A 25,068-nucleotide genomic window follows, 5' to 3' on the forward strand; every position below is an offset into this window, starting at 1 on the left:
TGCAGGCGAAAGCGAGCGAACTCACTGCAGCCATTCGCCTGCAGGGCAGGCTCCTACAAGGCAGACACCAATTTACGACGAGAATTGTATGTACCAACTGCAAATCACCCCCGGCCAACTGAGCCTCGCGCAACTGCGCCGCGCCGCGCGCGAGCCGGTGCAGCTGTCCCTGGGCAAAGACGCCTACCCGGCCATCGAGGCCTCGGCCAGAACGGTGTCCCAAGTGCTGGAACAGGGCCGCACTGTCTACGGCATCAATACCGGTTTCGGCCTGCTGGCCAACACCCGTATCGAGCCCCACGATCTGGAAACCCTGCAGCGCGCCATCGTCCTGAGCCACGCCGCCGGCACTGGCGACTTTATGGACGAGGACACGGTGCGCCTGTTGATGGTGCTGAAAATCAACTCCCTGTCCCGCGGCTTTTCCGGCGTGCGCCCGCGGGTGATCGAGGCGCTGATCGAGCTGGTCAATGCCGGCGTCTTCCCGGCCATTCCGGAAAAGGGCTCCGTGGGCGCCTCCGGCGACCTGGCGCCGCTGGCGCATATGAGCGTGGTACTCCTCGGTGAGGGCGAGTGTTTTATCGACGGCCAGCGCAAGCCGGCCGCCGAGGGCCTGAAAAAAGCCGGCCTGGAACCGATGACGCTGGCGCCGAAGGAGGGGCTGGCGCTGTTGAACGGCACCCAGGCCTCCACCGCCTTCGCCCTGCTGGGCCTGTTCGCGGCCGAGGACCTGTTCGCCGGCGGCCTGGTGACCGGCGCGCTGACGCTGGAAGCCGCCAAGGGCTCACGCCGGCCGTTCGACGACCGCATCCACGCGGTGCGCGGTCAACAGGCGCAGCGCGATGTGGCCGCGACCTTCCGCGACCTGCTGGGCGAGCAGAGCGAGATCGGCGAATCGCACGAGAACTGCGAAAAAGTGCAGGACCCCTATTCGCTGCGCTGCCAGCCGCAGGTCATGGGCGCCTGCCTGCAGCAGATCCGCTTTGCCTCCGAAGTTCTTCTGGCGGAGGCCAATGGTGTCTCCGACAACCCGCTGGTCTTTACCGACGAGGCGAACCCGGAAAGTTCCGACATCATTTCCGGTGGTAACTTCCACGCCGAGCCGGTGGCCATGGTGGCCGATAACCTGGCACTGGCACTGGCGGAGATCGGTGCCCTCTCCGAGCGGCGCATGGCGCTGCTGATCGACTCCAACCTGTCCGGCCTGCCGCCCTTCCTGGTGGACAACGGCGGTGTGAACTCCGGCTTTATGATCGCCCAGGTCACCGGTGCGGCGCTGGCCAGCGAAAACAAATCCCTGGCCCACCCGGCCAGTGTCGATTCGCTGCCCACCTCCGCCAACCAGGAAGACCACGTCTCCATGGCCACCTTTGCCGGCCGCCGCCTGCGGGACATGGCCGACAATACCTGCGGCATTCTCGCCGTGGAGCTGTTGGCCGCCTGCCAGGGACTGGATTTCCGCGCGCCGCTGAAGACTGCGGAAAAACTGGAAGCGGCCAAGGCCAGGTTGCGCGAACGCGTATCCTTCTACGACAAGGACCGCTACTTCGCGCCGGATATCGAGGAGGCCAAGCAGTTGCTGGCCGCCGCCGACTACCTGCAGTTTATCGATGGCGAGCTGATGCCCAGCACTCATTAGCCCGGATATTTCACCAAGCCGCTCCATATATGGCGTAACTTTATGTTTTTGCTAAATTTTTGGAGCTTTACTCGCGGTACAAAGTGCTACCGGCCGCCGCTGGCCGCGCCCTCGCTTGATCTCTGCACGCTCAGCACATTTTTGCGGCTAATACGTGCAATGAGCATGCATGTACGCCGCAAAAATGCACTGAGCGCACAGATCTCGGCGCGATCATCGCGGCCCCTGGTGAAACATCCGGGCTAGTGGGCCGTACGGGAAGTTCGCAAAAGGCGCCGCGTTCAACCGGCGCCTTTTCTTTTCCGCCTTTCCCGCTGCCGGCGCTTTTCTCGCCACCAGCGCTGTGCAATGCTGACCCGGTCAATGGAAGTCTCCACCAATAAAAACAGACAAGGAACCGACCATGAAAAAATCAGCTGGATTTTTCGGCGTCTTCTCTCTTGTTGTACTCCTCACCGCCTGCGGCCGCGGGGATGAATCGACCGCAACGGCAGCACCTTCCGAAACCGCGGCGAGCAAAGCGCCCGCAAAAGAACAGCAGGTCGAACTGATCGACCGCGCACTGCTGCTCGGCAATCCCGATCGTTCACAGGGGCGCCTGAGCCCCGACGGCCGGATGATGAGCTTTCGCGCCCCGCTCGACGGCGTCATGAATATCTGGGTGGCACCGGCCGGTGATATCGACGCCGCAGAGCCGATCACCCGCGATACCGGCCGCGGTATTCCCCGGCATTTCTGGACGCTCGACAGCCGGCGCATCCTGTTTACCCGCGACCGGAACGGCGATGAAAACTGGCATCTGTACAGCGTCGATCTCGACAGCGGCGAGATCACCGATCTCTCTCCCTACGACGGCGTGCAGGCACAGATGGTCGCGCAGGGCGAATCGCACCCGGGCATCGCCATTGTCGGCATGAATGATCGGGATCCGCGCTGGCACGACCTGTATCGCGTCGACCTGGAAACGGCAGAGCGCGAGCTGCTGCTGGAGAACGACGGTTTCGCCGGCTTCCACTTCGACCACGACCTGCAGTTGCGGCTCGCCACCAGGACCACATCCAGTGGCGGCTTCAGGGTCCTGGAGAAACGGGGCGACGACTGGCAGGAGATATTCGAGGTCGGCCTGGAGGATTCCTTTACCACGCAGATTCTCGGTTTCGACGGGGACAACCGCGGTATCTACATGCTCGACAGTCGCGGCCGCGACAAGGCCGCGCTGACACACTACCTGCTGCAAAGCGGGGACAGCCAGGTGCTGGCGGAACCGGCCAGCGCCGAGATAGGCCAGGTATTGATGCACCCGCGGGAACACAAGCCCATCGCCTATTCGATCAACCTGCACACCAACCACTGGAACTCCCTGGACGATCGCTTTTCGGCGGATATCGATGCGCTGGAGAAACAGGCCGACGGAGACATTTCCATTCTCGGCGCCACCCGGGATGCCGCCCGCTGGATCATCTACGCCGCCCGCGACTCGGCCTCCGACGCCTACCAGGTATACAGCCGCGACGGCCGGCAACTGGACAAGCTGTTCGACGTCACGCCCGAGCTGAACGATTTACCGCTGGCAAACACCTACCCGCAGACCATACCCTCCCGCGACGGCCTGGATCTCGTTTCCTACCTGACGCTGCCGGTTGAAAAAGACCTGGGCGGTGAAGTCAAAGCGCCGGTGCCCATGGTGTTGCTGGTCCACGGCGGCCCCTGGAGCCGAGACAATTTCGCCGACAACGGCGCCGCGCCGTGGCTGGCCAATCGTGGCTACGCAGTACTGCAGGTGAATTACCGCGGCTCCACCGGTTTCGGCAAGGCATTTATCAATGCCGGCCACGGCGAGTGGGCCGGCGCCATGCACGACGACCTGATCGACGCCGTGGACTGGGCGATCGGGCAGGGTATTACCACCCCAGACCAGGTGGCGATCATGGGCGGCAGCTACGGCGGTTATGCGACCCTGGTGGGACTCACCTTCACGCCGGAGACCTTTGCCTGTGGGGTGGACATTGTCGGCCCGTCCAGCCTCAATACCCTGATCGACTCGATCCCGCCCTACTGGGAGGCCTTCCGCAATACCCTGCACGCAGCCGTGGGCAATCCGGAAACCGAAGCCGGGAAGAAGATGCTGGCGGAGCGCTCACCGCTGACCTACGCCGACCGGATCGTGCGGCCCCTGTTGATCGGCCAGGGGGCCAACGACCCGCGGGTAAAACAGGCGGAGTCGGACCAGATAGTCTCGGCGATGAAAAAGCGCGAGATCCCGGTGACCTATATCCTGTACCCGGACGAGGGGCACGGTTTCCACAAACCGGAAAACCGGCTGTCCTTCTTCGCCGCGACGGAATCCTTCCTCGCCGACTGCCTCGACGGCCGCCACCAGCCGATCGGTGACGACCTGGACGGTTCCAGCATCCAGGTAGTGCACGGCGCCGGATTCGTACCCGGTCTCAGCCAGGCTGTGGACAAGGCAAAAGTGATCGCCACCAACACGGTCGACTCCGGCGAATAACCCTTCCCGGTCCCGGCCCCCGCCGGGACCACCTCTCCCTTTCCAATTGCGCTGTTCCGCTATCCCGGCCGCTCCTCCTCGACGGGGATTTTGTATTTGAGGAAATTTCCGCCAACCCTGCTAGGCTGAATTTAGACGTTTTACCCGCCAAAACGGCGTGGAGGTCTCCATGAAGTTCCGGCCCAGGCGGCTGCTGCCCAGCGGCGCGACTGCCGCATTGCTGGCGACGGCCTCGCTGGCACTGCCGGCGTGTACCGATACCGGCTATGTCAGCGGCGGCAACACAGGCTACGGCAGCAGCAACTACGGCAGCAGCAACTACGGCAACAACAGTTACTACCGGGTGACCGGCCGCTACTACCACTGCCACCCCAGCGGCGTCTGCCACAACAGCCGCCATCCCAACTTCTACTACCACGGCGGCTACTACCGGCAGCGGCCGCCACAGCGATACCAGCGGCCGCAGCCACCACCGGCCCGGCCGCGACCTTACTGAGCGGAATCCGCGGACCCCCGGTCCGATTTTCGAGCAACCGGCGAGCGACACGCAGGTGCCGCAGGGAATGCCTCAACCAAAGGGTTTACCACCACTGGAGAGAGCATCATGAACAGATTCCTCAGAACCGGGCTGATCGCCGCCACGGTCTGCACCGCCCTGACCCTGGGCGCCTGCGCCAGCGACGGCTACTACTCCACCGGGACCTACTATTCGTCCTATCCGTACACGCGCCCCTACGTCTACCCGTCCAGCAGTATCTACCTGCAGTATTCGTCGCCACGCTACTATCGCTATCGCGGCTACTATCCGCGCTATCGCTACTACCCGCGCTACCGTTATTACAACCGTTACGACGGCCACCGCTACCATCGCTATCGCGGACACAAACGCTACTACAACCGCCCCGGTCACCGTCCCAGCCACCGACCCGGCTATCGACCCGGCCGGCCGAGTCACCGCCCCAGTGGCGGCCATCGCCCGAATCGCGGCGGGCGCCGCTGAGCGGACGGTGCCGGACTCATACCTTGGTCATAGAGACCGCGCCAACCGCCGCTGATAGGATTTCTGCAGACTTGGAAAGCAGGGACGCTCTGGATTTGCAGAGCCCAGTATCAGCGGCGGGAGTTTTCAGTGCAGCGGGAACAACAATCACCAGTTCTGGTCACCGGTTCCACCAGCGGTATCGGCCTCGCCATTGCCCACGCGATGGCAAAGGCCGGGTACCCGGTCATGCTGCACGGCCTGCTGTGGCCGGAAGAGGGTGAAACCCTGGCGCGGGAATTCCGCGACAGCTACGGCGTGCCCTGCCGTATCAGCACCGCCGATATCTCCACCGAAACGGGCTGCGCACAGCTGGTCGCCGATACCCGCGAGGCGCTCGGCAACCCGGCCGTGCTGGTGAACAATGCCGGTGTGCAGTTCACGGCCAACGCCTGCGAATTTCCCGCCGAGCAATGGCAGCGCATCCTGTCCATCAACCTCAGTGCCGCCTTTTACCTGTCCCGCGATCTGCTGCCGTCCATGCGCGACAGGCGCTGGGGCCGTATCGTCAATATCTCCTCGGTGCACGGCCTGGTGGCCTCGGAACAGAAAGCCGCCTACTGCGCCGCCAAGCACGGACTGGTGGGTCTCACCCGCGTGCTGGCACTGGAAAATGCCGACTGCGGCGTAACCGCCAACGCCGTCTGCCCCGGCTGGGTGGAAACACCGCTGATCGAGCCACAGATCGAGAAAATCGCCCGCGATGGCAATATCGACCTGGAAGCGGCACGGGCCAGGCTGATCGGTGCCAAACAACCCATCGCCAAAGCCACCCGACCCGAGGCCATCGCCGGCCTGGTGCTGTACCTGTGCGGCGAGTATGCCGAAACCATCACCGGCGCCGCGCTGCCGGTAGACGGAGGCTGGACCGCGCAGTAATATCCTCCTCACCCGCAGAATAATTCTTATTGCTCAATTTTCGGAGTCCAGATCTATCGGGCTGGCCCGGTGGCTCCCGGAAAAACTCCGAAACCTGAGTTATTAAATGGGTGTGCAGTGAATTACCGACTACTGATCGCCGACGATCACCCCCTCTACCGCGATGCCCTGGCGGCGACGCTGAGGCAACATTTCCCCGATTGCGAACTGCTGCAGGGCGAGGACCTGCAATCCACGCTGGATGCGCTGGGCAACAGCGAAATCGACCTGTTGCTGCTGGACCTGAATATGCCCGGCAGCGAGGGCTTCAACGGCCTGGCGCAAATCCGCAACGACTTCCCGGCGGTGCCGGTGGTGGTGGTTTCCGGCAGCGACCGACACCCGGTGGTACAGCAGGCGGCCGCCTTCGGCGCCAGCGGGTTTCTGTCCAAGACCGCAAAACCCGGCGAAATCGTGCAGTGCCTGGAGGCCATTTTTGCCGGCCAACAGTGGTTCGACCCGGAAGCGCTGCAGGCATCGGAGGAGACGCCGCTGGCCGAGCGGCTGGCCCGGTTGACGGCGCAACAGTTTCGCATTTTCCAGATGATTGCCCGCGGGCAGCTGAACAAACAGATCGCCTACGACCTGGAAATCACCGAGCCCACGGTCAAAAGCCATGTAACCGCCATCCTGCGCAAACTGGAATTGCGGGACAGGAAGCAGCTGATCCGCGAGGCGCAGTCGCTGACGCGGTTAGGTTGAGTCCCGGGCACACGGAGCTCTCGGAATCAGATTCCCCGCACATACTCGCCGATATGCCGATAGAGTTTCTCGCAGGCCCCCGGTACCAGGTTTTCCAGGTTCATGAAGGCGTGAATCATATTGTCGAAGTGCAGCGACTCGACGGCGACACCGGCCTGTTCCAGTTTTTCGGTATAGGCAAACGCTTCATCCCGCAGCGGACAGAATTCCGCCGAGACCACCAGTGACGACGGCAGCCCGCCGGTAAACTCGCCGTGCAATGGCGAGGCGAGCCTGGGGTTTTCCGAACGCTGGAAATAATGGTCGAAATACCAGAGAATTTTTTCCCGCTCCAGCAGGTAGCCGCTGCCGTTTTCCTCGATCGACGGCTGCAGCATGGTGTAATCGAGGCTCGGGTAGATCAGCACCTGCGCGGCGATGAAGCCCGCGGAAACATCGCGCGGGCGGTGCTGCAGCAGGCGGCTGGCACTGGCACAGAGCGCGCCGCCGCCGGAATCCCCCATCAGTATCCAGCGGTTGTCATGCCGGATGTTGTTGCCATCCAGCGCCGCGCCCAGCCCCTTCACCACGGCGAGCAGATCGTTGAGGCCCGCGGGATAGGGATTTTCCGGTGCCAGGCGGTATTCCACCGACACCAGCGTGCGCCCGCAGGCATCGGCCAGGCGGCGGCAAATGGGATCGTAGATCGACACACTGCCGGCCATATGGCCGCCGCCGTGGCAATAGATGATCGCCGCACCCGGTTCGGTATTGGCCGGCCGGTAGATCCGCACCGGTACCGCGTATTCACCGCCGTGCACCAAGGTTTCGCAAACCGGCATTTCCGGCCCCGGTTCTACAAAAGTGCGCGTCAGGTTGGCCAGGCTCTCGCGTGCGGAGATCGGGGTGGCTTCAAAGCCGGCGGCCTTCAGTTGCGCCAACTGGGCGTTGACGCCCTCGAGCCACTCGGCCAGTTTCGGGTCAGGCTGTCGCATCGTCGGCCTCCAGTTTTTCCGCTTCGTTACCTGCCCTGCCGCTCTCCGGCAGCAGGAAGGAAAACACAAACAGCGACGCCGAACAGGCCACGGCGAAATAGGCGGCCAGCGCCGGCTCACCACTGGTATCCGCCAGCAGGCCGGCACCGTACATCAACGCCGTCTCCACGCCGTAGGAAATAGACCAGAACATGGCGAAGGTCACCGTGATGCGCGCCGGCGTCATGCCCGGCAGCTCCTGCGGCAGGGTCACCAGTGCGGTCATCGGCAGGAACATGAAGAAACCGGCCAGTGCCGCCGCCGCGTACGCCAGCAACGGATTGCGGCTGGCCAGCATCAGCGCGGCAAAGATCACCAGCGCCAGGCCGGCGTAGCGCAGTACCGGCAACCGCAGTGGATAGCGCCGCACGACAACGATACCGGCCGCGGTGCCGACCATGCCGGCGGCGATCATCACCGCCGACAGGTGATTGCTGGCGACGGCAAAACCGTCGATCAGCGGGAAGAGCGCAAACACCGAAATGTAGCAGAAGAGCACACCGCAATAGGCCAGCGGCAGCCACCAGTTGAAACGCTCGCGCACACCCTCCCTGAGACCGTATTTTTCCGGCGGTTTGTCCTCGCCGCCGGACAGGGAAAAGTCCTCCGCCGACAGCCACCAGAGTACTGCCAGTGCCAGCGCCATGACACCGTAGAGTGCCACCACCGACTGCCAGCTGCCCAGCCAGGCGACCAGCCCGCCGGTGGACAAGAGTGCGAGCAGGTTGCCGGTATTGAACGCGGCCGCGTTGATGCCGTTGATCAGCGGGCGCTCCGGCGCGGAGAAATAGTGCAGCACCACCGGATTGAAATACACGATCGCCAGCGCCCCGCCCAGCCCCAGCGCCAGCCTCGACAAGAGCCAGTTGCCGTAATCACCGGCCAGGGCACCCAGGCCCCCGGCGGCGATCAATACCATCGCCAGCGCAAAGGCACGCTTGGCACCGAGCCGCATCAGCAGCATGGCGGCAGCCAGGTTGCCGACAATTTTCGCCAGGGTGATGACGTTGCTGCCCCAGGTGGCATTGGCAAAACCCTGTTCGCCAAAGGAGGACTGGATCGACGGCGTCAGTATTGCACCGGACACCCAACTGGCGGCGAAGAGCGCATAGGCGCTGAACATCAGTATTTCGAGCAGGTATTTTTTCATTGTTGTTACTTCTGGGACCGATAATTTCTCACAGTTCCGTAGGGTGCGCCGCGCGTATCGCCACTGCTATACGACCTTGGTCGCAGGCCCCGGCGCGCTGCGCTGCTGCGCCTGCAGCAGTGCCCGCAGCGCCGCCGCGCGCAGGGGTTTCTGCAGGAACTGCCAGCCGGCGCGCTGGGCGCGGTTCTTGACCAGGTCCGTGTTCTCGGCGGAAATAATCGCGCAGGGCACGGCGCCATCCCAGTTGGACATCATCTGCCGCGCCAGGCCGATACCGTCCAGTTCATCGTCCAGGTGAAAATCCATCAGCAGCAGGTCCGGCCGCGGCAGCGACAGCGCCTCGCGCCGGTTGCGCGCGCAGTGCACTTTGCACCCCCAACCGCTGAGCAGTGCGCGCATGGCCTCCAGGATCGACGGTTCGTTGTCGACACAGACCACCCGCAACCGCAGCGCCACCTGCGCCGGCGGCAACCGCGCCGGCGCCGGCGCGCGGGGTTTGGCAGCCTGCGCCAGCGGCAGGCGCACGCGGAAGACGCTGCCGCGACCGGGCTGCGACCCGACTTCAATCGGGGATTCCAGCAGGCGGCACAGGCGCTCCACCGTGGCCAGCCCCAGGCCGTAGCCGTGTTCGCGCCCGGCGTCGCCCCCGGGAATATCCAGGCGGCAGAACTCGCGGAAAATATTTTCCTGCTGCGACGCCTCGATGCCGCAGCCGGTGTCCCAGACTTCCAGCGATACGCTGTCGCCGCGGCGGCGGGCCGCCAGCAGTACGCCGCCACTGCGGGTGTATTTCACCGCGTTGTCGAGCAGGTTCTGCACTACCCGTCGCAACATTTTCTCGTCGCTGTCGACCCACAGGTCGCAGGGCCGGTAGCGCAGCTGGATACGGCGCGCGCCGGCGGCCAGGCGCGCCTGTTCCACCACTCCGCCAAGCACCCGGTCGAGCGCCGTGGGCTTGACCGCCGGGTGGATGTCGCCGGCGTCCATACGCGCGATCTGCAGCATGTCGGTAATCAGTTGTTCGGCGGCGGCCAGCGCGCTGTCGGCGCGATCCAGCAGGCCGCGACTGTCGTCGTCCAGCTCGCGGGCGGTGAGCGCGTCCAGGAACAGGCGGCTGGCGTTCAGCGGCTGCACCAGATCGTGGCTGGCGGCGGCCAGGAAGCGGGTCTTGCCGCGGCTGGCGGCCTCCAGGTCGCGGTTCAGCGTCTGCAGTTTTTCATTCAGGGACTGTAGCGCGCCGGTGCGTTCGGCCACCTTGTGTTCCAGCGAATCCCGCACTTCGGTCAGCTCCGCCAGCGCGCGCTGGTAATCGGAGACATCGGTGTAAGTGGTCACGAAGCCGCCGGCGGGCAGCGGATTGCCGCGGATTTCCAGCACTGCGCCGTCGGTGCGGTGGCGCTGTACCCGGTAGGCGGTGCCGGCACGCAGGTGCTCGACACGCTTCTGTACATGGGTTTCCACATCGCCGGGGCCACACTCGCCGCGGCTGGCGTTGTAGCGCACCAGCTCCGCCACCGGCTGGCCCACGTAGATCATCGACGGCGGATAGCTGAACAATTCCACATAGCGGCGGTTCCAGGCCACCAGGTTGAGGTTGGCATCCACCACCGAGATGCCCTGATCGATATTGTCGATACTGCTCTGCAGCAGGCCGCGGCCAAACTGGTAGATGGCCGACGCCTGCTCCAGGTTCTGCGCACTGGCGCTGTTGGACTGTCGCACCAGCCGGCGCGCACTGGTCGAACCGACGATGCCGGCGAGCACCTTTTCCACCGCGCCGCGATAATCCGGCTGCGCCTGTTCACGCAAACCGGCAAAGGTGCGCGCCGCCGCATCCTCGCCGATAAAGCGCGCCAGCAGCTCGCGCAGCTGCGCCCGGTCCACCGGCGCCTCTTCCACACCGCGGCCCAGGGGGCGCCAGCGTTCCAGCAGCGCGGACACCGACAGCAGTGCGGCGAAATTGGCACCGAGGCCAAACACGCAACTGATCGACAGGGCGTGCCAGTCCAGCCCCAGGGCGCCGGCCACCAGGTCCGGCCGGCCGAGCGCCGCCGGCAGCGCCGACAGCGTCCAGACCAGCGCGCCGGCCAGCAGGCCGGCGACGACACCCGCCGCGCGCAGGCGCATTCCGCCGGCCGGCCACCAGACGCCGGCGATCATCGCCGGTGCCAGCTGCGCCACCAGCGCCAGTGACAGCAGGCCGAAAGTCCCCAGGCGCACCCCCGGGCCGATCCACTCATTGACGGCGAAGGCGGCCAGCATGATGACGGCGATAATACCGCGGCGTACGCGGCGCAGATCCGGGCCCAGCGCCTGGCCGGCCGGGCGCGACTGCAAACGCTGCAGCCACCAGGGCACCACCACGGCATTGGCGATCATCGTCGACAGGGCAATGGTGGCGATGATCACCATGCTGGAACCGGCCGACAGGCCGCCGACAAACGCCAACAGCGACAGCGCTTCGGAACCGCTCTGCCGCGGGATGCCCAGCACGAAGCGCTCGGGGTTGCCGTAGGCTTCCGGCAGCCATAGCAGGCCACCGTAACCCACCACCAGGATCGCCAGCGACAGGACGCCCAGGTACAGCGGGATCAGCTTGCGCACCGGGCCGATATCCCCCTCGCCGTCGCTCTCGATCATCAGGATATGGAACTGGCGCGGCAGGCAGAACATGGCCGCCATGCCCAGCACCACCACGGCGAAATACCCGGTATCCGCCGGTCGCGCCGCCGCCAGTGCCGCGACCCGCTCGCTCGCCAGCGCCGTGCGCGCCAGGTCGGCACTGCCGTCAAACGCCGTGCCGAGCACAAACCAGGCCACGGCGACAAAGGCCCCGATCTTGACCAGCGCCTCGAAGGCCACCGCCAGCAGCATGCCGTTGCGGTGCACACTGCTGTCGATGTGGCGGGTGCCGAACAGCAGCGCAAACAGGCCGATGGTGGCACTGACGATCGCCGTCACGGTGGAGGAACCGGTGTGCGAATCAAATGCCCCGCTGTCGGCCAGGAGCAGGAAACTGTCCGCCACTGCCCGCAGTTGCAGAGCCAGATAGGGCAGTATTGCCACCAGCGCGAGCACCGCCACCGCCGCCGCCAGCCACTGGGAACCGCCGAACTGGGCACTGATGAAATCGGCGATGGAGGTCGACCCCTGCTGTTTGCAGATGCGCACGAAACGCATCAGCAGCGGCGCGCCCACGACCAGCATCAGGCTGGCACCGACAAAGGTCGGCGGCAGCAGCCAGCCTTCCTCCACCGCCTGTGCCGGCGTGCCGAAAAACATCCAGGCACTGGTATAGGTGCCGGCCAGTGCCAGCAGCAGCGGCTTGACCGGGCGAATACGACCGACCGGCAAGCGGTCACCCCAGAAGGCGATCGCGAACAGCAGCAGCAGGTAGGCGAGGGCGACGGCCGCCAGTACGGTCAGGCTAAACAAGGGACTGCACCTTCGTTATTCTTGGTATCGGTGACTGAAACCATACCCCAGCGGCTGTTTTTTGTCCTCCATCCCGGATGCCCCGATCGTCATACCTTGGTCTAGCAGGCAAGCGGACCCCGAGTGGCTAGAGTGGCAACTCCGAGACTTATAAAAACCATAAATCTGGTGATTGGAGAGAGCCATGAAGAGAGCAATAAAATTCCAACCCCTCGCCGCCGGCATCATGCTCGCCTGCGGCGCCAGTTTTACCTACGCCGAACCCGCCCTCGAGGAAGTGACCGTAACCGCGCAGAAACGTGAACAGTCGCTGCAGGAGGTACCGGTGGCAGTGACCGCGATCGGCGAAGACGCGTTGCTGCAGAACGGCGTCAGCGATATTACCGATATCCAGAAGCTGTCCCCGAACACCACACTCCAGGTCAGCCGCGGTAGCAACACCACCCTGACCGCCTTTATCCGCGGTATCGGCCAGCAGGATCCGCTGTGGGGTTTCGAGCCGGGCGTCGGCATCTATGTGGACGATGTCTATATCGCCCGCCCGCAGGGGGCGGTACTGGATATTCTCGACGTGGAACGGGTGGAAGTGCTGCGCGGTCCGCAGGGTACCCTCTACGGGAAAAATACCATCGGCGGCGCGGTCAAGTATGTCACCAAAAAAATGTCCGGAGACTCCCGCGTCTCTGTCAGCGGCGCCCTCGGTAGCTATAACCAGCGCGACCTGAAAGTGGCCGGCTCCACCGAAATCGCCGACGGCGTCTACCTCGGCGGCGCCGTCGCCAGTTTCCAGCGCGATGGCTACGGCGAGAATGTGATTACCGGCGAGGAACAGTACAACAAGGATATTTTCAGCGGTCGCATCGCACTGGAGTTCAATCCCAGTGACGACCTTTGGATCCGCCTGGCCGCGGACCAGACGAAAGATGAATCCGCGCCCAAACACGGCTACCGCATGGTACCCGGCTTTAACGGCGAGCCGGTGCTGGACAGTGTCTACGACACCGAATCGAACATGATTCACGACAACCTGGTCGAGACCGGCGGCGCATCCATGACCGTCGAATGGCAGCTCAGTGACAGCGTTACCGTCAAATCCATTACCGCCTACCGAGAGGGCGAGTCGGAAACACCGATCGATTTCGACAGCCTGGACCGCCCGGATTTCGATGTGCCGGCCTATTACGAGGACGACCAGACGACCCAGGAATTCCAGCTGAACTGGAGCGGTACCAATGCCGATCTGGTCAGCGGCATCTACTACTATACCGGCACCGCAGCCGGCGCGTTCGATGCAGTGCTCGGCTACCTGAACCTGAATGCCGATCCGGAAAACCCGACCCTGCCGGTGGGGCTCACACAACAGGTGGCCGGCTCAGTGGATACAACCAGCCTGTCCGCCTATGCCCACTACAACTGGCGTTTCGCGCCGGACTGGAACCTGAGCCTGGGCGGCCGCTACACGCGGGATGAGAAGGATGCAGCAGTATTCAAGGGCAATTTCGCCGGCGTCTACAGCCCCATTTTTGCGGACAAATACAACCCCGGCGAGCCCGCGGCCATATTTCTCGGCGCCCTGACCGATTACGAGAACAGTGACAGTTGGGGTGAATTTACCCCCCACCTGGGAGTCGACTACCAGATCGACGGGGACACCATGGTCTACGCCACCTACAGCGCCGGCTTCAAGAGCGGCGGTTTCGATATGCGCGGCGATGCCAGTGTACTGCCATCCACGGTCGACGGCTTTGATCCTGAAACGGTGGATACCTACGAGCTGGGGGTAAAATCCGACCTGTTCGACAACCGCCTGCGCCTGAACGCGGCCGCCTTCCGCGCCGACTACAAGGATATGCAGGTAACCGTGCAGCAATTTGTCGAGGGCGGCGGCTTCGCCAGTGCCGTCTTGAACGCCGGCGAGGCGCGTATCCAGGGCCTGGAACTGGAAGCCAGCCTGGCGATGACCGACAACCTGCTGGCAAATCTGTCGCTGGGCTACGCGGATACCGAATTCCTGGAGTTCATCAGTGGCGGTGTCGATGTGTCCGACCAGCGCGATATGCAGAATACGCCGGACACCACGGCGATGTTCCAGCTGAACTATTCACTGCCGATGGATAGCGGCGCCGAACTGGTATTCAACCCGACGGTCTCCTACCGCGCCGACACCCAGATATTCGAAACGCCGAGCATGCTCGACCAGGAGGCCTACACACTGGTGGACATGAGCGCGACCTACTACAGCGCCGGCGGCGACTGGCGGCTTGCCCTGGTGGGCAAGAACCTGGCGGACAAGGAGTACCGGATCGCCGGCTACAATTTTGACGCACCGTTTGTGACCGGCTTCTACGGTGCTCCCCGCACCGTCGCCCTGACCGGCAGCTACAGCTTCTGAACCGCCGGCATCGCTACGCGTTTTCTCCAGGGGGCCGCCTTGGCCCCGGCTCGATGAGCAACCGACTTGCCGCCGTCGCCTGCGACGGCGGCTTTTTTGTACCTAGTGGTCCATGCGGAAAGTTTGGTGACTAAGGAGCACAGCCAAATCTCGGTAAAGAATCGCCCTCAGGCCATCAGGGATCGGCGCGCTTTTCGGCAGCCTCCTGCAATTGTCCCTCGACCTTCTTCGCCTTTTCCAGCGCGTCCAACTGGTGTTGCGGAATCACGCCGTCCGGTTTTTCTTCCCGGGTCTCGGTGGCGGCGGGTTGGCCGGCTACCTCCGGCGCACGGTCGGCACCACAGCCGGCCAATACAGCCAGGGCCGTATAGAGGACATAATGGGCTCGCATGGGATACTCCTGTTGTCGCTATGAGCCAGCCATTCTAAGCCTGATCCCGCCCCGGTCACCAAAACCGGATCACAATGTCTCTGTCGTGGCTTTATACAAATTGGCGTCTAATTGCTCACTTTGGCAGCCACTTCCCCTAGGCTGACAGGTGAGGCGGACGCAAAAGGCGCCTCCCATTCACAAGTCACGAGGACTCTGCGGTGCAGAAATTCTGTTGTATTCTGCTGGCCGTGGCCCTGGCGACAGGAGTTGCCGGTTGTTCGACAACCGCGCCCGAAGGAACCCCCAAATCCCTGACCATGAACGGCCAGCATTTCCGCTGTGTCGAGCAGGAGCTGGAATCGAAGATTCTGGTGCGCTGTGTGCGCAGCTGAGTCGGTGCCACCCGGCAACACGGGAGCCCGCCCCCCCGCTATTCGCCCGCAGGGCGGGCGCCCGCATCGGCTTATTCCACCTTGACGATACGCAGGGTATCGGTGCTGCCGCCGATATCCTGGTGGTAGCCGCGCGACACCAGCACGAATTCGCCGGGCCTGAGCAGCTTGCGCTGCTTCAGGTGCGCGATCGCCTGGCGGTCGCGGGCGATGCCGTCCAGGCCTTCCACCTCCATCAGCACCGGATCGACACCGCGGTAGAGCGCCACGCGGTTGCAGCTGGCGCGGTGTCGGCAGAAGGCGAATATCTGGATATCGGAACGCACCCGCGACATCAGGAGTGCCGTGTTGCCGGTCTCGGTCTGGCAGACGATGGCCCTGATCTCGCGGCAGTGGTTGGCGATGGCAATCGCGGCCATGGCGATACAGGCATCGCCGGCCGGGTAGTAGTCCTGGGCAATGCGCGGCGGACGCCGGCTGCTGCGGTGCTTTTCCGCCCCCACGATCACTTCGGCCATGTGCTCGACGGTTTCCACCGGGTAGTCGCCGGCGGCGGTCTCGGCGGACAGCATCACCGCGTCTGTGCCATCGAGCACCGCATTGGCCACGTCGCAGACTTCCGCGCGCGTGGGCACCGGGCTGGAGATCATCGATTCCATCATCTGGGTGGCGGTGATGGCGACGCGGTTCAGGTGGCGCGCGCGGCGGATCAGGTGCTTCTGCACCCCCATCAGCTGCGCCTCGCCGATCTCCACCGCCAGGTCGCCGCGGGCGACCATGATGGCGTCGCTGGCCAGGATCAGCCGGTCCAGGTGCCTGTCGCTCGCCACCGCTTCGGCGCGCTCGATCTTGGCGACGATATGGGCGGCGCTGCCGGCCTCGCGCAGCAGCTGTCGCGCCCACTGCACATCCTCGGCATCGCGGGGGAAGGAGACCGCCAGGTAGTCGAATCCCAGTTCTGCAGCCACCTGGATATCGCCGCGGTCCTTCTCTGTCAGCGCCGCTGCGGTGAGGCCGCCGCCGAGCTTGTTGATGCCCTTGTTGTCGGACAGCCAGCCGCCCACTTCCACTGTCGTGTGCACGGCGGTGCCGTCGATCGCCGCGACCTTCAGCCGCAGGCGGCCGTCGTCGAGCAGCAGGATATCGCCGCGCTCGCAGTCGCGCGCCAGCTCCGCGTAGTCCACCGATACTCCGCGCGCATTGCCGGCTCCGGCGGGCAGGGCCGGGTCGAGCACGAACCCGGCCGCCTTCTCCAGTCGCGCACGGCCCTCGCTGAAGCGGCCCACGCGAATCTTCGGCCCCTGCAGATCGCCGAGTATGGCCACGTGTCGCCCCAGGCGCCCGGCCTCCCGCCGCGCCTCGCCGGCGCGGCGGCGATGGTCGTCGGCCAGGCCGTGGGAAAAGTTGAGGCGCACGGTGTCCACCCCCGCCGCGATCAGTTGCGCGAGTACACCCGGCTTGTCGGTGGCGGGGCCCAGTGTGGCGACTATTTTGGTACGTCTGAGCATCTCGGCGACATCCCTGCGCTGGCGACCGCCTGTGGAGGGCCGCACATCAAGCATAGCTTGGCGGCTCCCGCCTCTCCCGGGCCAACCGAACAACTAAGCTTTTTGCAGTAACGGACAGGGAGAAACACCATGAACAAGGTAGTGCAGCTGTGGCTGGTGGGCCTGGCGCTGGTTGTGGCGGGCTGTATCGGCATGGATACCGATGAATCCGAGATAGTGCAGTCCGCGGGCAACCTCGGTTCCGTGTGTGGGCCCAAATGGCAACTGAAACGCCTGCGGGTGAACGGCGAGGCCGTCCAGGTCCAGGACAGGGAGCGCTTCACCTTCCTCTGCAACACAGCCGGCAATGTGATGGGCAAGAGCGGTGTCAACACCTACCGCGGTGCCATGACGGTCACCGACAATGGCCAGCTGCTGTGGGACACCTCCAGCTTCGCCTCCACCAAGATGGCCGGGCCATCGCAACTGATGCAGCAGGAGCAGACCTACCTGCGCGCGCTGGCCGGCACCCGCCAGGCCTTCACCAAGTCCGGTGGCGGTCGGCTGATACTGCGCGACCCGTCGGGGGATATCTACATAGAGTATGTCAGCGTGAGCCATTGAACCCGGCCACAGACAAACGGACCCGTTTAATGTTAAATACAAGAAAAATAACGAGAGTTCCCAGATGCTACGATCGCACAGACTCCCCGCCGCACTGCTCGCCACCCTGCTGCCGCTGATCGCACCGGGCTGCGGCGCGCTGGGCGGTGGCGAGATACCGCCGGGGAATGCGATCGCGGCGGGAATCACCGGCGAGAGCTCGGTCTGCCAGCACCAGTGGCTGCTGGAGAGCCTGTCGGTCGACGGTCGCGAACACCAGTCGCGCCTGCTGTGGCAGAAACTCTGGCGCGACCGCCCCTACCTCACCTGCGACAAACTCGGTTACGTGCGCGGCAGCGCCGGTTCCAATCCCTACCTGGGCCGCTTTACCGTCGGCCGGGGCGGCGCCGTCCACTGGCCCCAGGAACCCGAAGTGTCCCGCATGGCCGGCGCCAGGGAGAGCGGCGAGCTGGAGAGGGCCTTCCTGAAAGCCCTGCCACAGACCGACACCATGAAAGTGCGGGGCAGGTCGCTGATACTCGAGGGCAACGGCGGTGCCACACGGCTGGAATTCATCCGCGCCGAAGGCGAAACAGAATAAAAACGGCGGCCCGGGGGGCCGCCAAATACAATCAAGAAGGGTAAATATCCGCTGTCCGCGGATAGAGAGAGAAGAACAACGACGCCTCATTACTCGAGGCGGACAAGCATGTCGTTGTGATTGCATCCTATCGTCATCGGGTGACAAAAAAATGACAGCGGCACATAAAATTCACGTCTGCACTGTCTGACAGCTCTCCAATCGCTTTCCAGTCCTCCCCCATCTGGCAGCCCTGCCACCTCTCATATAGAGTAGAGGCGCCAATAGCAACATCAGCACAGGACATGGATGTAATGGATTATTCCCGCCTGGCGGCACTGGCCGCTTTTCTCCTGCCCCACGCCGCCAGCGCCGATGAATTCTGCCGGGATATCTCGCTCGGCTATACCAGCGGCGATATCGACGGCCATGTGCAGGCTCCCTTTTCCAGATATCCCGACAGCACACCCCTGCGGGCGAACTTTTCCGAACAGGGTTACGACGGTTTCCACCAGTTGAATTTCAGCGCCGGTTACAACTACGGGCGCAACCGTTTCCGCCTGGACTACGATCGTACCCGGCTCGGCGACAATCGCGCGGATATCCCGCTGTCATCGCTCGCAGACGAAATCACCGCACCTGTTCCGGTGGTAGTCTCCAGCAGACTCGACCTGTACCGGGTTGGCTACGAGCGGCTGTTTGACATGGAACTGTTCGGCCGGCCATTGACGCTGGCACCGGGAGCCGAGCTGGCGATACTGGATTTCGACCACCGCCAGCGACTCGACCCGGATGCCATCCCGACAGTCACGCCAGTTGAAGACCTGGACACAATCGACTTCGGCGACGCTTTTTACGATGGCGTTCCATCCGGTATCTTCGATGGGGATCCGGGCTTCGTCATCGCCGTACCGACAGAGATCGACCGCTCCTATACCGAGACCGGCATACGCCTGGGCGGCGAGGCGAAATATCGCTTGAGTGAGCGTTTCTCGCTGACTGCGGAACTCTATGACTCGATTCCGGTGGACGGCCGGCCGGAAGTGTTTACCGGGTTGATCGGCCTGCGCCTTGAGGTGTTCGCCACCGACAGCGTGGCATTAGACCTGGAACTGCGCGGGGGAAGGGAAACGATCGAATACGAGGATCATCCTGCAGACGACCTGCGCGCCGAATACCGGGACCTGGTCGAGGGCAGGATCCGCTTGCGTTTTTGACGGCTTCCCGAAAAGAACAACAGGGCCGATGCGAAGCCCTGCGATCTGGAAAGAACAACCTTAGCGACGCCGCTGGTGCCGCTCCAGGTTGTCCTGCCGTTTGCGCTCGCTCTTGCGCAGCAGTACATAGGTCGCACCCAGGCCGCCGTGCTGCCTCTGTGCACTGTGGAATGCCAGCACTTCGCGCAACTGCGGCAACCAGGTGTTGACACAGCTTTTCAGCACCGCCGGCTGTTTGCGGCCCTCGCCCTTGCCGTGGGTGATCAGCGCGCAGCGCACATCCGCCTCCACGCAGTCCTTTACAAATTCCAGCACCGCGCGGCGCGCCATCTCCACCGTGTGGCGGTGCAGGTCCAGGCGCGCATCCACCCGGTATTTGCCCAGGCGCAGGTTGCGGTAAACGCCGTTCTGCACGCCGTCGCGCTTGAACTCCAGCGGGTCCCAGGGATCCACCGGATCGACGCCCTCGCCGGTGAGCGGGTTCAAACCCGACGGGCTCTCCTCGGTGGCCGCCTCCCGGCGGGCGCGTTTATTGAGGCCGGAATCCGCGTCCTTTTTCAGTGCCACCTTGCGCTCGCGCACCAGCGGTTTTACATCGCCCAGCTGGCCCAGAGCCTCGCGAAAAATATCGCTGTCTTCGCTCACTGATACTTCCCCCCAGGCGGCGCTCACGGATCCAGGAACAGATCCACGTTCAGGTTACCGGCGTTGTCCGGGTTGTGGGCGTAACCGGTAAAGTCGCTGACACCGCGCTCGCCCAGCAACTCCTCGTCGATCAACTGGCGGCCGCTGAGTGCATTGTTCTCCGTTTTCAGGATCTCATAGGCGGCATCCGCCATGATCACCGGTTTGCGGCTCTGCTCGAACATCTCGCGATTGCCCACCGCGAATTCAATCGCGGCGGTGGCCACCAGGGTGCGCGGCCACAGCGTGACCACGCTGACGCCCGCCTCGCGCAGCTCCTCCGCCAGCCCCATGCTGAGGATGGTCATGCCGAATTTCGACAGCGCGTAGGGTGCAAATGGCCCCAGCCACTTGGGCTGCAGGTTGATCGGCGGCGACAGGCTGAGAATATGTCCGTTGGACGATTTCTTCAGGTAGGGAATCGCCAGGTGTGCGGTCAGGTAGACCGCGCGGCTGTTGATATCCTGCATCAGGTCGTAGCGTTTGGGCGGCGTGGACTCGACGTTGGTCAGGTTGATGGCGCCGGCGTTGTTCACCACCGCGTCGATCCCGCCGAATTCGTCTGCGGCCGCGGCCATGGCGTCGGCCACCTGTTTCTCCTCGCGCACGTCTACCTGCAGCGCCAGCGCCCTGCCTCCGGCCTCGCCGACCTCCGCGGCCACCGAGTGGATGGTGCCCGGCAACTTCGGGTGCGGCTCGGCGGACTTGGCCGCGATCACGATATTGGCACCGTCGGCGGCGCACTTGAGGGCGATGGCGCGGCCGATACCGCGGCTGGCCCCGGTAATGAAAATGGTCTTGCCTTTCAGGGCGCCGCTGTTTTCGGTCAGGGTGATCGGATCTTGTTCGCTCACGCTTCTTCTCCCATCAGGATGATTCAGCCCGGCTGCGACGCCGGTACAACCGCAGGACAGTAGATGTCCTTGAAAATCTGCGGCATGCGTTTGGGCCTGCCGCTGGACAGTTCGATACACACCATCTGCCACTGGGCGCGCAGCAGCAGCGCCTCGTCGCCGGCGCGGAACACCTGGAAGCGCCGGGTCATATTGAGACGCCCGTCGACCCTGGTCAGCCAGGTGCCGATCAGCAGCTCGTCGCCCTCCCTGGCCGCCAGTATATAGTCGTACTCCGCGTGGCGGATGGCCATGCCGCGGTCGAGCCCCTGATAATTGGTGACATCCAATCCCAGTTCGACACTGTGATTCCAGGCGGCACGCTCACACCAGCGCACATACTCGGCGTTGTTGGCGTGGTGCAGGCCGTCCACATGGTCCGGCCGCACCGTGACTCTCCATACATAAGGAGTCGGTAAATCCCAATTCATTCAGAAACTGCGTCCATCTACCTGCTTGATCGCCAGACTCGACGGCTCCAGCCCCTCCAGGCAGCGCACATTGATGGCGGCGACCGCCGAGCCGTCCGGCATCTGCCCCAGGCCGTAGGGCTGGCAGCCACAGTCGAAGCAGAACTGGTGTTTGATCTCGTGTTTGTTGAAGGTGTATGTGGTCGATTCGGATTCCGGCGTCTTCAGCTTCAGCTGGTCGCGGGGGCCGAACCACAGCAGAAAGCCCTTCCTGCTGCAATGGGAACAGTTGCACTCCACCACCTCGTCGATGTTCCCCTCCACTTCAAATGCGATACGGCCACAGTGGCAGCTTCCCTGGTAGTTCTTCACAGCGGTTCTCCTCGCTTCATAAAGAGTGGGATTTGAGCCTATGCGATCCGGGGGAAAAAATAAAACACTGTGATGGCGGCGGGGCAGCGGACCGCAGCCCGACAGGCCGGGCGCGGAACGAAAAAAGGCCCCGGAAGGGGCCTTTTTGCGTCAAGCGGCGGAGGCGATCAGGCTTCGGCCTGCTCTTGCTTGCTGCCTTCCGCCTGCTCCTGGGCCTGCTTCAGGGCCGCGGCGAACAGGGCGTCGAAGTTGATCGGCGGCAGCATCAGGGCCGGGAAGGAACCCTTGGTCACGGCGTTGTCCACCACTTCGCGGGCGTAGGGGAAAAGGATCTGCGGGCAGGCGGTGTTCAGCGCCTGGGCCAGCTGCTGGCCTTCCAGTCCCTTCACGCCGAAGAGGCCGGCCTGCTGTACTTCCACCAGGAAGGCGGTCTCGTCTTCCAGTTTTACGGTGATGGTCAGGGTCAGCGCCACTTCGTACAGATCGTCTTCGATCTTGGCGGTCTTGGTGTTCAGTTCCTGGTTGACCTGGGGTTTCCACTGTTTCTTGAAAACCTCAGCGCCCATCGGGGTCTCGAAGGACAGGTCTTTCAGGTAGATGCGTTGCATCGCGAATTGGACGTTTGGAGCCTCTGCGTTGTTCGCTGCGCCGTTTTGTTCTTCAGCCATGTTACTGCCTGTTTATTAATAGGTTTATCACTTGCCTTCCGTGAGAAAGACTCCCTCATAAGCCTTTCAAATGGGGCCGTTGAATACCGTTTCAAGGCCGGTAAATCAATTTGTGCCAGTTTATCGCGGCATTTTTGCCGCCTGGTGACGGGACCTATTTCAGCCACTCGTCCAACTGGCTACTGCGCTCCAGCGCCATCAGCTCATCGCAGCCGCCCACGTGCCGCTCGCCGATCCAGATCTGCGGCACCGCGCGGCTGCCGGCGCTGGCCGCCATCTGCGCGCGCAGCTCCGGGTTGTTGTCCACCGGGATCTCCCGGTACTCGACGCGCTTGCTGTCCAGCAGCTGCTTGGCGCGGATACAGAAGGGGCAGAAACGGGTGGTATAGATGACTACAGCTTGCATACGGGAAATTCTAGCTCTTCACCAGCGGCATGTTCTGGTTGGCCCACTCGGCCATACCGCCCTGCAGGCGGCGCACCTGGAATCCCTGCTTTTTCAGCAGGCGGCCGACGTTGCCGGCGTGCTGGCCCATCTTGTCCGCCACGATCAGCGGCTTGTCTTTCAGCGCCGCCAGTTCGCCGATGCGGTCGGCGACTTCGCCGTGGGGGATATGCACCGCGTCGACGATATGGCCGGCGCTGTATTCACTGCGATCGCGCACATCCAGGATACGGGCGTCCTCGGCGTTGACCAGCCGGGTTACCTCATGGATCGACGCCGGGGTACCGGCGCGGTGCCGCTCAGTCAGTGCAAATGCATAGAGAAGTACGGCCAGCAGGCTGACCAGCAGCCACTGCTCGCTCATAAAGACGAAAAAATCCACCTCGCCCCCAATCCTGTTCATTGTTCTGTTGTCGGGACCGGCCAGGGCCGGCTCCCATTGCGGCGGCAGTATACACGATTGTGGCGAAATCTTAACCAGCAAAATTGTGTGCTGGATCCGCCCGGCACCCCGCCCGAACGTGGTTAAAGGGTGCGCAATCGGGTTAAAATCCGCGTCTTCCCGTAAATCCACCGACAGAGGAATCCATCGCTATGGCCGCTGACCAAACCGCCCCCAAACGCCCCCTGGTCCTGCTGATCCTGGACGGCTTCGGCCACAGCGAGAACACCGAACACAACGCCATCGCCGCAGCCAGATCGCCGGTCTGGGACGGCCTCTGGGCCAGCCGCCCGAAAACCCTGATCCAGACCTCGGGCATGGCGGTGGGCCTGCCGGAGGGGCAGATGGGCAACTCCGAGGTGGGCCATATGACCCTGGGCGCCGGCCGGGTCGTGTACCAGAACTTCACCCGTATCAACAAGGCGATCGAGGACGGCGACTTTTTCACGAACCCGGCCTACACCGCCGCCGTGGACAAAGCCATCGCCAACGACGGCGCCGTGCATATCATGGGCCTGGCGTCTGAAGGCGGCGTACACAGCCACGAAGACCATATCGTCGCGATGATCACCCTGGCGGCCCAGCGCGGCGCCAGGGCCATTTATGTGCACGCCTTCCTCGACGGCCGCGACACGCCGCCGCGCAGTGCCGAGCCGACCCTGGCGCGCCTGGGCCAGGTGTGCGACTCGGTCGGCAACGCGCGCGTGGCCAGTATCGCCGGCCGCTACTTTGCCATGGACCGCGACCAGCGCTGGGACCGCATCCAGTCCGTCTACGACCTGCTGACCCTGGGCGAGGCCGGGCACAGCGCGCCGGACGCGGTCGCCGGCCTGGCCGCGGCCTACGAACGCGGCGAGAACGACGAGTTCGTGGCGCCGACCCTGATCGGCGAACCGGCGCCGATTGCCGACGGCGATGCAGTGATCTTCATGAACTTCCGCCCGGACCGCGCGCGCCAGCTGACCCGCGCCTTCACCGAGGCGGACTTCGACGGCTTCCAGCGCCGGGCCACGCCGAAACTGGCGGACTTTGTAATGACTACCGAGTACGCCGCCGATATCAAAGCCAGCTGCGCCTTCCCACCGGAAGCCCTGGTGAATTCCCTCGGCGAGTACCTGGCCAACGAGGGCAAAACCCAGCTGCGCATCGCCGAGACCGAGAAGTACGCCCACGTGACCTTCTTCTTCAGCGGCGGCCGCGAGGAACCCTACAGCGGCGAGACCCGCGAGCTGATCAAGTCTCCTAATGTGGCCACCTACGATCTGCAGCCGGAGATGAGCGCACCGGAAGTGACCGACAAGCTGGTGGCGGCGATCGAAAGCGGCGACTACGACGCCATCATCTGCAACTATGCCAACGGCGACATGGTCGGCCACAGCGGCGTCTTCGAGGCCGCCGTCAAGGCCGTGGAAGCGCTGGATGTGTGCGTCGACCGGGTCACCAAAGCCGCGCTGGCCGCCGGCGGCGAGGTACTGATCACCGCCGACCACGGCAATGTCGAGGAGATGTTCGACCAGAATTCCGGCCAGGTCAGCACCCAGCACTCCACGCTGCCGGTGCCCTTCGTCTATGTCGGCGAGCGCAAACTCAGCCTGCGCGACGGCGGCAGCCTGGCGGACGTGGCACCGACCATGCTGGCGTTGATGCACCTGCCGCAACCTGCTGAAATGACTGGCCAAAGCCTGGTGAATTTCGAGTGATTGCC

24 protein-coding genes are annotated in these 25,068 nt (G+C 63.8%); 12 read left to right on the forward strand and 12 right to left on the reverse strand.

Annotated elements, in window-relative coordinates:
* The first annotated feature begins 88 nt into the window (after positions 1–88).
* The 6 genes from hutH (at position 89) to MWN76_RS10240 (ending at position 6,807) form a co-directional block, all read left to right on the forward strand.
* Entirely contained in the window at positions 89–1,639 is a 1,551-nt protein-coding gene (gene hutH, locus MWN76_RS10215) for a histidine ammonia-lyase (RefSeq protein WP_250461308.1), read from the forward strand.
* A 403-nt stretch (positions 1,640–2,042) separates the two neighbouring features.
* Positions 2,043–4,148 carry a S9 family peptidase gene (locus MWN76_RS10220; RefSeq protein WP_250461309.1) on the forward strand — a complete coding sequence of 702 codons (2,106 nt, stop codon included), beginning with the start codon at positions 2,043–2,045 and terminating at the stop codon, positions 4,146–4,148.
* Positions 4,149–4,317: 169 nt separating this feature from the next.
* On the forward strand, positions 4,318–4,644 hold the full coding sequence (locus tag MWN76_RS10225; protein WP_250461310.1) for a hypothetical protein: 327 nt from the start codon (positions 4,318–4,320) through the stop codon (positions 4,642–4,644).
* Positions 4,645–4,752: 108 nt separating this feature from the next.
* Entirely contained in the window at positions 4,753–5,148 is a 396-nt protein-coding gene (locus MWN76_RS10230; RefSeq protein ID WP_250461311.1) for a hypothetical protein, read from the forward strand.
* A gap of 129 nt (positions 5,149–5,277) precedes the next feature.
* Positions 5,278–6,066: a 3-hydroxybutyrate dehydrogenase gene (locus MWN76_RS10235; RefSeq protein ID WP_250461312.1), complete on the forward strand. Its 789-nt coding sequence runs from the start codon at positions 5,278–5,280 to the stop codon at positions 6,064–6,066.
* Between the two features lie 117 nt (positions 6,067–6,183).
* Positions 6,184–6,807: a response regulator transcription factor gene (locus MWN76_RS10240; RefSeq protein WP_250461313.1), complete on the forward strand. Its 624-nt coding sequence runs from the start codon at positions 6,184–6,186 to the stop codon at positions 6,805–6,807.
* Positions 6,808–6,833: 26 nt separating this feature from the next.
* On the opposite strand, the gene MWN76_RS10245 is transcribed toward MWN76_RS10240, so the two are convergent.
* The 3 genes from MWN76_RS10245 to MWN76_RS20980 form a co-directional block, all read right to left on the reverse strand.
* Positions 6,834–7,781 (reverse strand): alpha/beta hydrolase, encoded by a 948-nt coding sequence (locus tag MWN76_RS10245; protein ID WP_250461314.1) that lies wholly within the window; start codon positions 7,779–7,781, stop codon positions 6,834–6,836.
* Positions 7,768–8,970: an MFS transporter gene (locus MWN76_RS10250; RefSeq protein ID WP_250461315.1), complete on the reverse strand. Its 1,203-nt coding sequence runs from the start codon at positions 8,968–8,970 to the stop codon at positions 7,768–7,770. Before MWN76_RS10250 ends, MWN76_RS10245 begins: the two co-directional genes overlap by 14 nt.
* A 66-nt stretch (positions 8,971–9,036) precedes the next feature.
* A complete protein-coding gene (locus MWN76_RS20980; RefSeq protein WP_284500353.1) occupies positions 9,037–12,405 on the reverse strand; it encodes a hybrid sensor histidine kinase/response regulator in 3,369 nt (1,122 codons plus the stop codon).
* Positions 12,406–12,589: 184 nt separating this feature from the next.
* Between MWN76_RS20980 and MWN76_RS10260 the strand changes: the two genes are divergently transcribed.
* Positions 12,590–14,797 (forward strand): TonB-dependent receptor, encoded by a 2,208-nt coding sequence (locus MWN76_RS10260; RefSeq protein WP_250461316.1) that lies wholly within the window; start codon positions 12,590–12,592, stop codon positions 14,795–14,797.
* A gap of 175 nt (positions 14,798–14,972) precedes the next feature.
* Here MWN76_RS10260 and MWN76_RS10265 read toward each other — a convergent pair whose 3' ends face one another.
* A complete protein-coding gene (locus tag MWN76_RS10265) occupies positions 14,973–15,188 on the reverse strand; it encodes a hypothetical protein (RefSeq protein WP_250461317.1) in 216 nt (71 codons plus the stop codon).
* A 200-nt stretch (positions 15,189–15,388) separates the two neighbouring features.
* Here MWN76_RS10265 and MWN76_RS10270 point away from each other — a divergent pair, with 200 nt between their 5' ends.
* Entirely contained in the window at positions 15,389–15,562 is a 174-nt protein-coding gene (locus tag MWN76_RS10270) for a hypothetical protein (protein WP_250461318.1), read from the forward strand.
* A 71-nt stretch (positions 15,563–15,633) separates the two neighbouring features.
* On the opposite strand, the gene pyk is transcribed toward MWN76_RS10270, so the two are convergent.
* A complete protein-coding gene (gene pyk / locus MWN76_RS10275; protein WP_250461319.1) occupies positions 15,634–17,070 on the reverse strand; it encodes a pyruvate kinase in 1,437 nt (478 codons plus the stop codon).
* Positions 17,071–17,199: 129 nt separating this feature from the next.
* On the opposite strand from pyk, the gene MWN76_RS10280 reads away from it, so the two are divergent.
* From MWN76_RS10280 to MWN76_RS10290, 3 genes are all read left to right on the forward strand, one after another.
* Complete coding sequence (locus tag MWN76_RS10280; protein ID WP_250461320.1) at positions 17,200–17,673, forward strand: META domain-containing protein; 474 nt, start codon at positions 17,200–17,202, stop codon at positions 17,671–17,673.
* A 64-nt stretch (positions 17,674–17,737) separates the two neighbouring features.
* The gene (locus MWN76_RS10285) at positions 17,738–18,253 is read left to right on the forward strand and encodes an META domain-containing protein (protein ID WP_250461321.1); all 516 of its coding nucleotides are present in this window, start codon (positions 17,738–17,740) and stop codon (positions 18,251–18,253) included.
* 293 nt (positions 18,254–18,546) lie between these two features.
* Positions 18,547–19,449 carry a hypothetical protein gene (locus MWN76_RS10290; RefSeq protein WP_250461322.1) on the forward strand — a complete coding sequence of 301 codons (903 nt, stop codon included), beginning with the start codon at positions 18,547–18,549 and terminating at the stop codon, positions 19,447–19,449.
* A gap of 60 nt (positions 19,450–19,509) precedes the next feature.
* Here the strand turns inward: MWN76_RS10290 and smrA are convergent, their stop codons facing one another.
* From smrA to MWN76_RS10325, 7 genes are all read right to left on the reverse strand, one after another.
* Positions 19,510–20,094, reverse strand: a complete 585-nt coding sequence (gene smrA / locus MWN76_RS10295; RefSeq protein WP_250461323.1) for a DNA endonuclease SmrA — start codon at positions 20,092–20,094, stop codon at positions 19,510–19,512.
* A 23-nt stretch (positions 20,095–20,117) separates the two neighbouring features.
* Positions 20,118–20,987, reverse strand: coding sequence for an SDR family oxidoreductase (locus tag MWN76_RS10300; RefSeq protein WP_250461324.1), 870 nt, complete (start codon positions 20,985–20,987; stop codon positions 20,118–20,120).
* Positions 20,988–21,010: 23 nt separating this feature from the next.
* Positions 21,011–21,415 carry an acyl-CoA thioesterase gene (locus MWN76_RS10305; protein WP_345780065.1) on the reverse strand — a complete coding sequence of 135 codons (405 nt, stop codon included), beginning with the start codon at positions 21,413–21,415 and terminating at the stop codon, positions 21,011–21,013.
* Between the two features lie 42 nt (positions 21,416–21,457).
* Positions 21,458–21,808 (reverse strand): GFA family protein, encoded by a 351-nt coding sequence (locus tag MWN76_RS10310; RefSeq protein WP_250461326.1) that lies wholly within the window; start codon positions 21,806–21,808, stop codon positions 21,458–21,460.
* A 167-nt stretch (positions 21,809–21,975) separates the two neighbouring features.
* On the reverse strand, positions 21,976–22,476 hold the full coding sequence (gene secB / locus MWN76_RS10315) for a protein-export chaperone SecB (RefSeq protein WP_250461327.1): 501 nt from the start codon (positions 22,474–22,476) through the stop codon (positions 21,976–21,978).
* Between the two features lie 154 nt (positions 22,477–22,630).
* Entirely contained in the window at positions 22,631–22,882 is a 252-nt protein-coding gene (gene grxC, locus MWN76_RS10320; RefSeq protein WP_250461328.1) for a glutaredoxin 3, read from the reverse strand.
* 10 nt (positions 22,883–22,892) lie between these two features.
* Complete coding sequence (locus MWN76_RS10325) at positions 22,893–23,324, reverse strand: rhodanese-like domain-containing protein (RefSeq protein ID WP_250461329.1); 432 nt, start codon at positions 23,322–23,324, stop codon at positions 22,893–22,895.
* Between the two features lie 191 nt (positions 23,325–23,515).
* Between MWN76_RS10325 and gpmI the strand changes: the two genes are divergently transcribed.
* Positions 23,516–25,063, forward strand: coding sequence for a 2,3-bisphosphoglycerate-independent phosphoglycerate mutase (gpmI, locus tag MWN76_RS10330; RefSeq protein WP_250461330.1), 1,548 nt, complete (start codon positions 23,516–23,518; stop codon positions 25,061–25,063).
* The last annotated feature ends 5 nt before the right edge of the window (positions 25,064–25,068 follow it).

It is taken from the genome of Microbulbifer litoralis (assembly GCF_023634065.1).
Lineage (GTDB): Bacteria > Pseudomonadota > Gammaproteobacteria > Pseudomonadales > Cellvibrionaceae > Microbulbifer > Microbulbifer litoralis.

What these genes read in the sequence shown, in the direction of transcription:
- MWN76_RS10285 (WP_250461321.1), top strand. Translation starts at nt 17,738, where the DNA reads ATGCTACGATCGCACAGACTCCCCGCCGCACTGCTCGCCACCCTGCTG.
- MWN76_RS10290 (WP_250461322.1), top strand. Translation starts at nt 18,547, where the DNA reads ATGGATTATTCCCGCCTGGCGGCACTGGCCGCTTTTCTCCTGCCCCAC.
- MWN76_RS10230 (WP_250461311.1), top strand. Translation starts at nt 4,753, where the DNA reads ATGAACAGATTCCTCAGAACCGGGCTGATCGCCGCCACGGTCTGCACC.
- pyk (WP_250461319.1), bottom strand. Translation starts at nt 17,070, where the DNA reads ATGCTCAGACGTACCAAAATAGTCGCCACACTGGGCCCCGCCACCGAC.
- MWN76_RS10250 (WP_250461315.1), bottom strand. Translation starts at nt 8,970, where the DNA reads ATGAAAAAATACCTGCTCGAAATACTGATGTTCAGCGCCTATGCGCTC.
- secB (WP_250461327.1), bottom strand. Translation starts at nt 22,476, where the DNA reads ATGGCTGAAGAACAAAACGGCGCAGCGAACAACGCAGAGGCTCCAAAC.
- hutH (WP_250461308.1), top strand. Translation starts at nt 89, where the DNA reads ATGTACCAACTGCAAATCACCCCCGGCCAACTGAGCCTCGCGCAACTG.
- gpmI (WP_250461330.1), top strand. Translation starts at nt 23,516, where the DNA reads ATGGCCGCTGACCAAACCGCCCCCAAACGCCCCCTGGTCCTGCTGATC.
- MWN76_RS10325 (WP_250461329.1), bottom strand. Translation starts at nt 23,324, where the DNA reads ATGAACAGGATTGGGGGCGAGGTGGATTTTTTCGTCTTTATGAGCGAG.
- MWN76_RS10225 (WP_250461310.1), top strand. Translation starts at nt 4,318, where the DNA reads ATGAAGTTCCGGCCCAGGCGGCTGCTGCCCAGCGGCGCGACTGCCGCA.
- MWN76_RS10245 (WP_250461314.1), bottom strand. Translation starts at nt 7,781, where the DNA reads ATGCGACAGCCTGACCCGAAACTGGCCGAGTGGCTCGAGGGCGTCAAC.
- MWN76_RS10220 (WP_250461309.1), top strand. Translation starts at nt 2,043, where the DNA reads ATGAAAAAATCAGCTGGATTTTTCGGCGTCTTCTCTCTTGTTGTACTC.
- MWN76_RS10265 (WP_250461317.1), bottom strand. Translation starts at nt 15,188, where the DNA reads ATGCGAGCCCATTATGTCCTCTATACGGCCCTGGCTGTATTGGCCGGC.
- MWN76_RS10280 (WP_250461320.1), top strand. Translation starts at nt 17,200, where the DNA reads ATGAACAAGGTAGTGCAGCTGTGGCTGGTGGGCCTGGCGCTGGTTGTG.
- grxC (WP_250461328.1), bottom strand. Translation starts at nt 22,882, where the DNA reads ATGCAAGCTGTAGTCATCTATACCACCCGTTTCTGCCCCTTCTGTATC.
- MWN76_RS10260 (WP_250461316.1), top strand. Translation starts at nt 12,590, where the DNA reads ATGAAGAGAGCAATAAAATTCCAACCCCTCGCCGCCGGCATCATGCTC.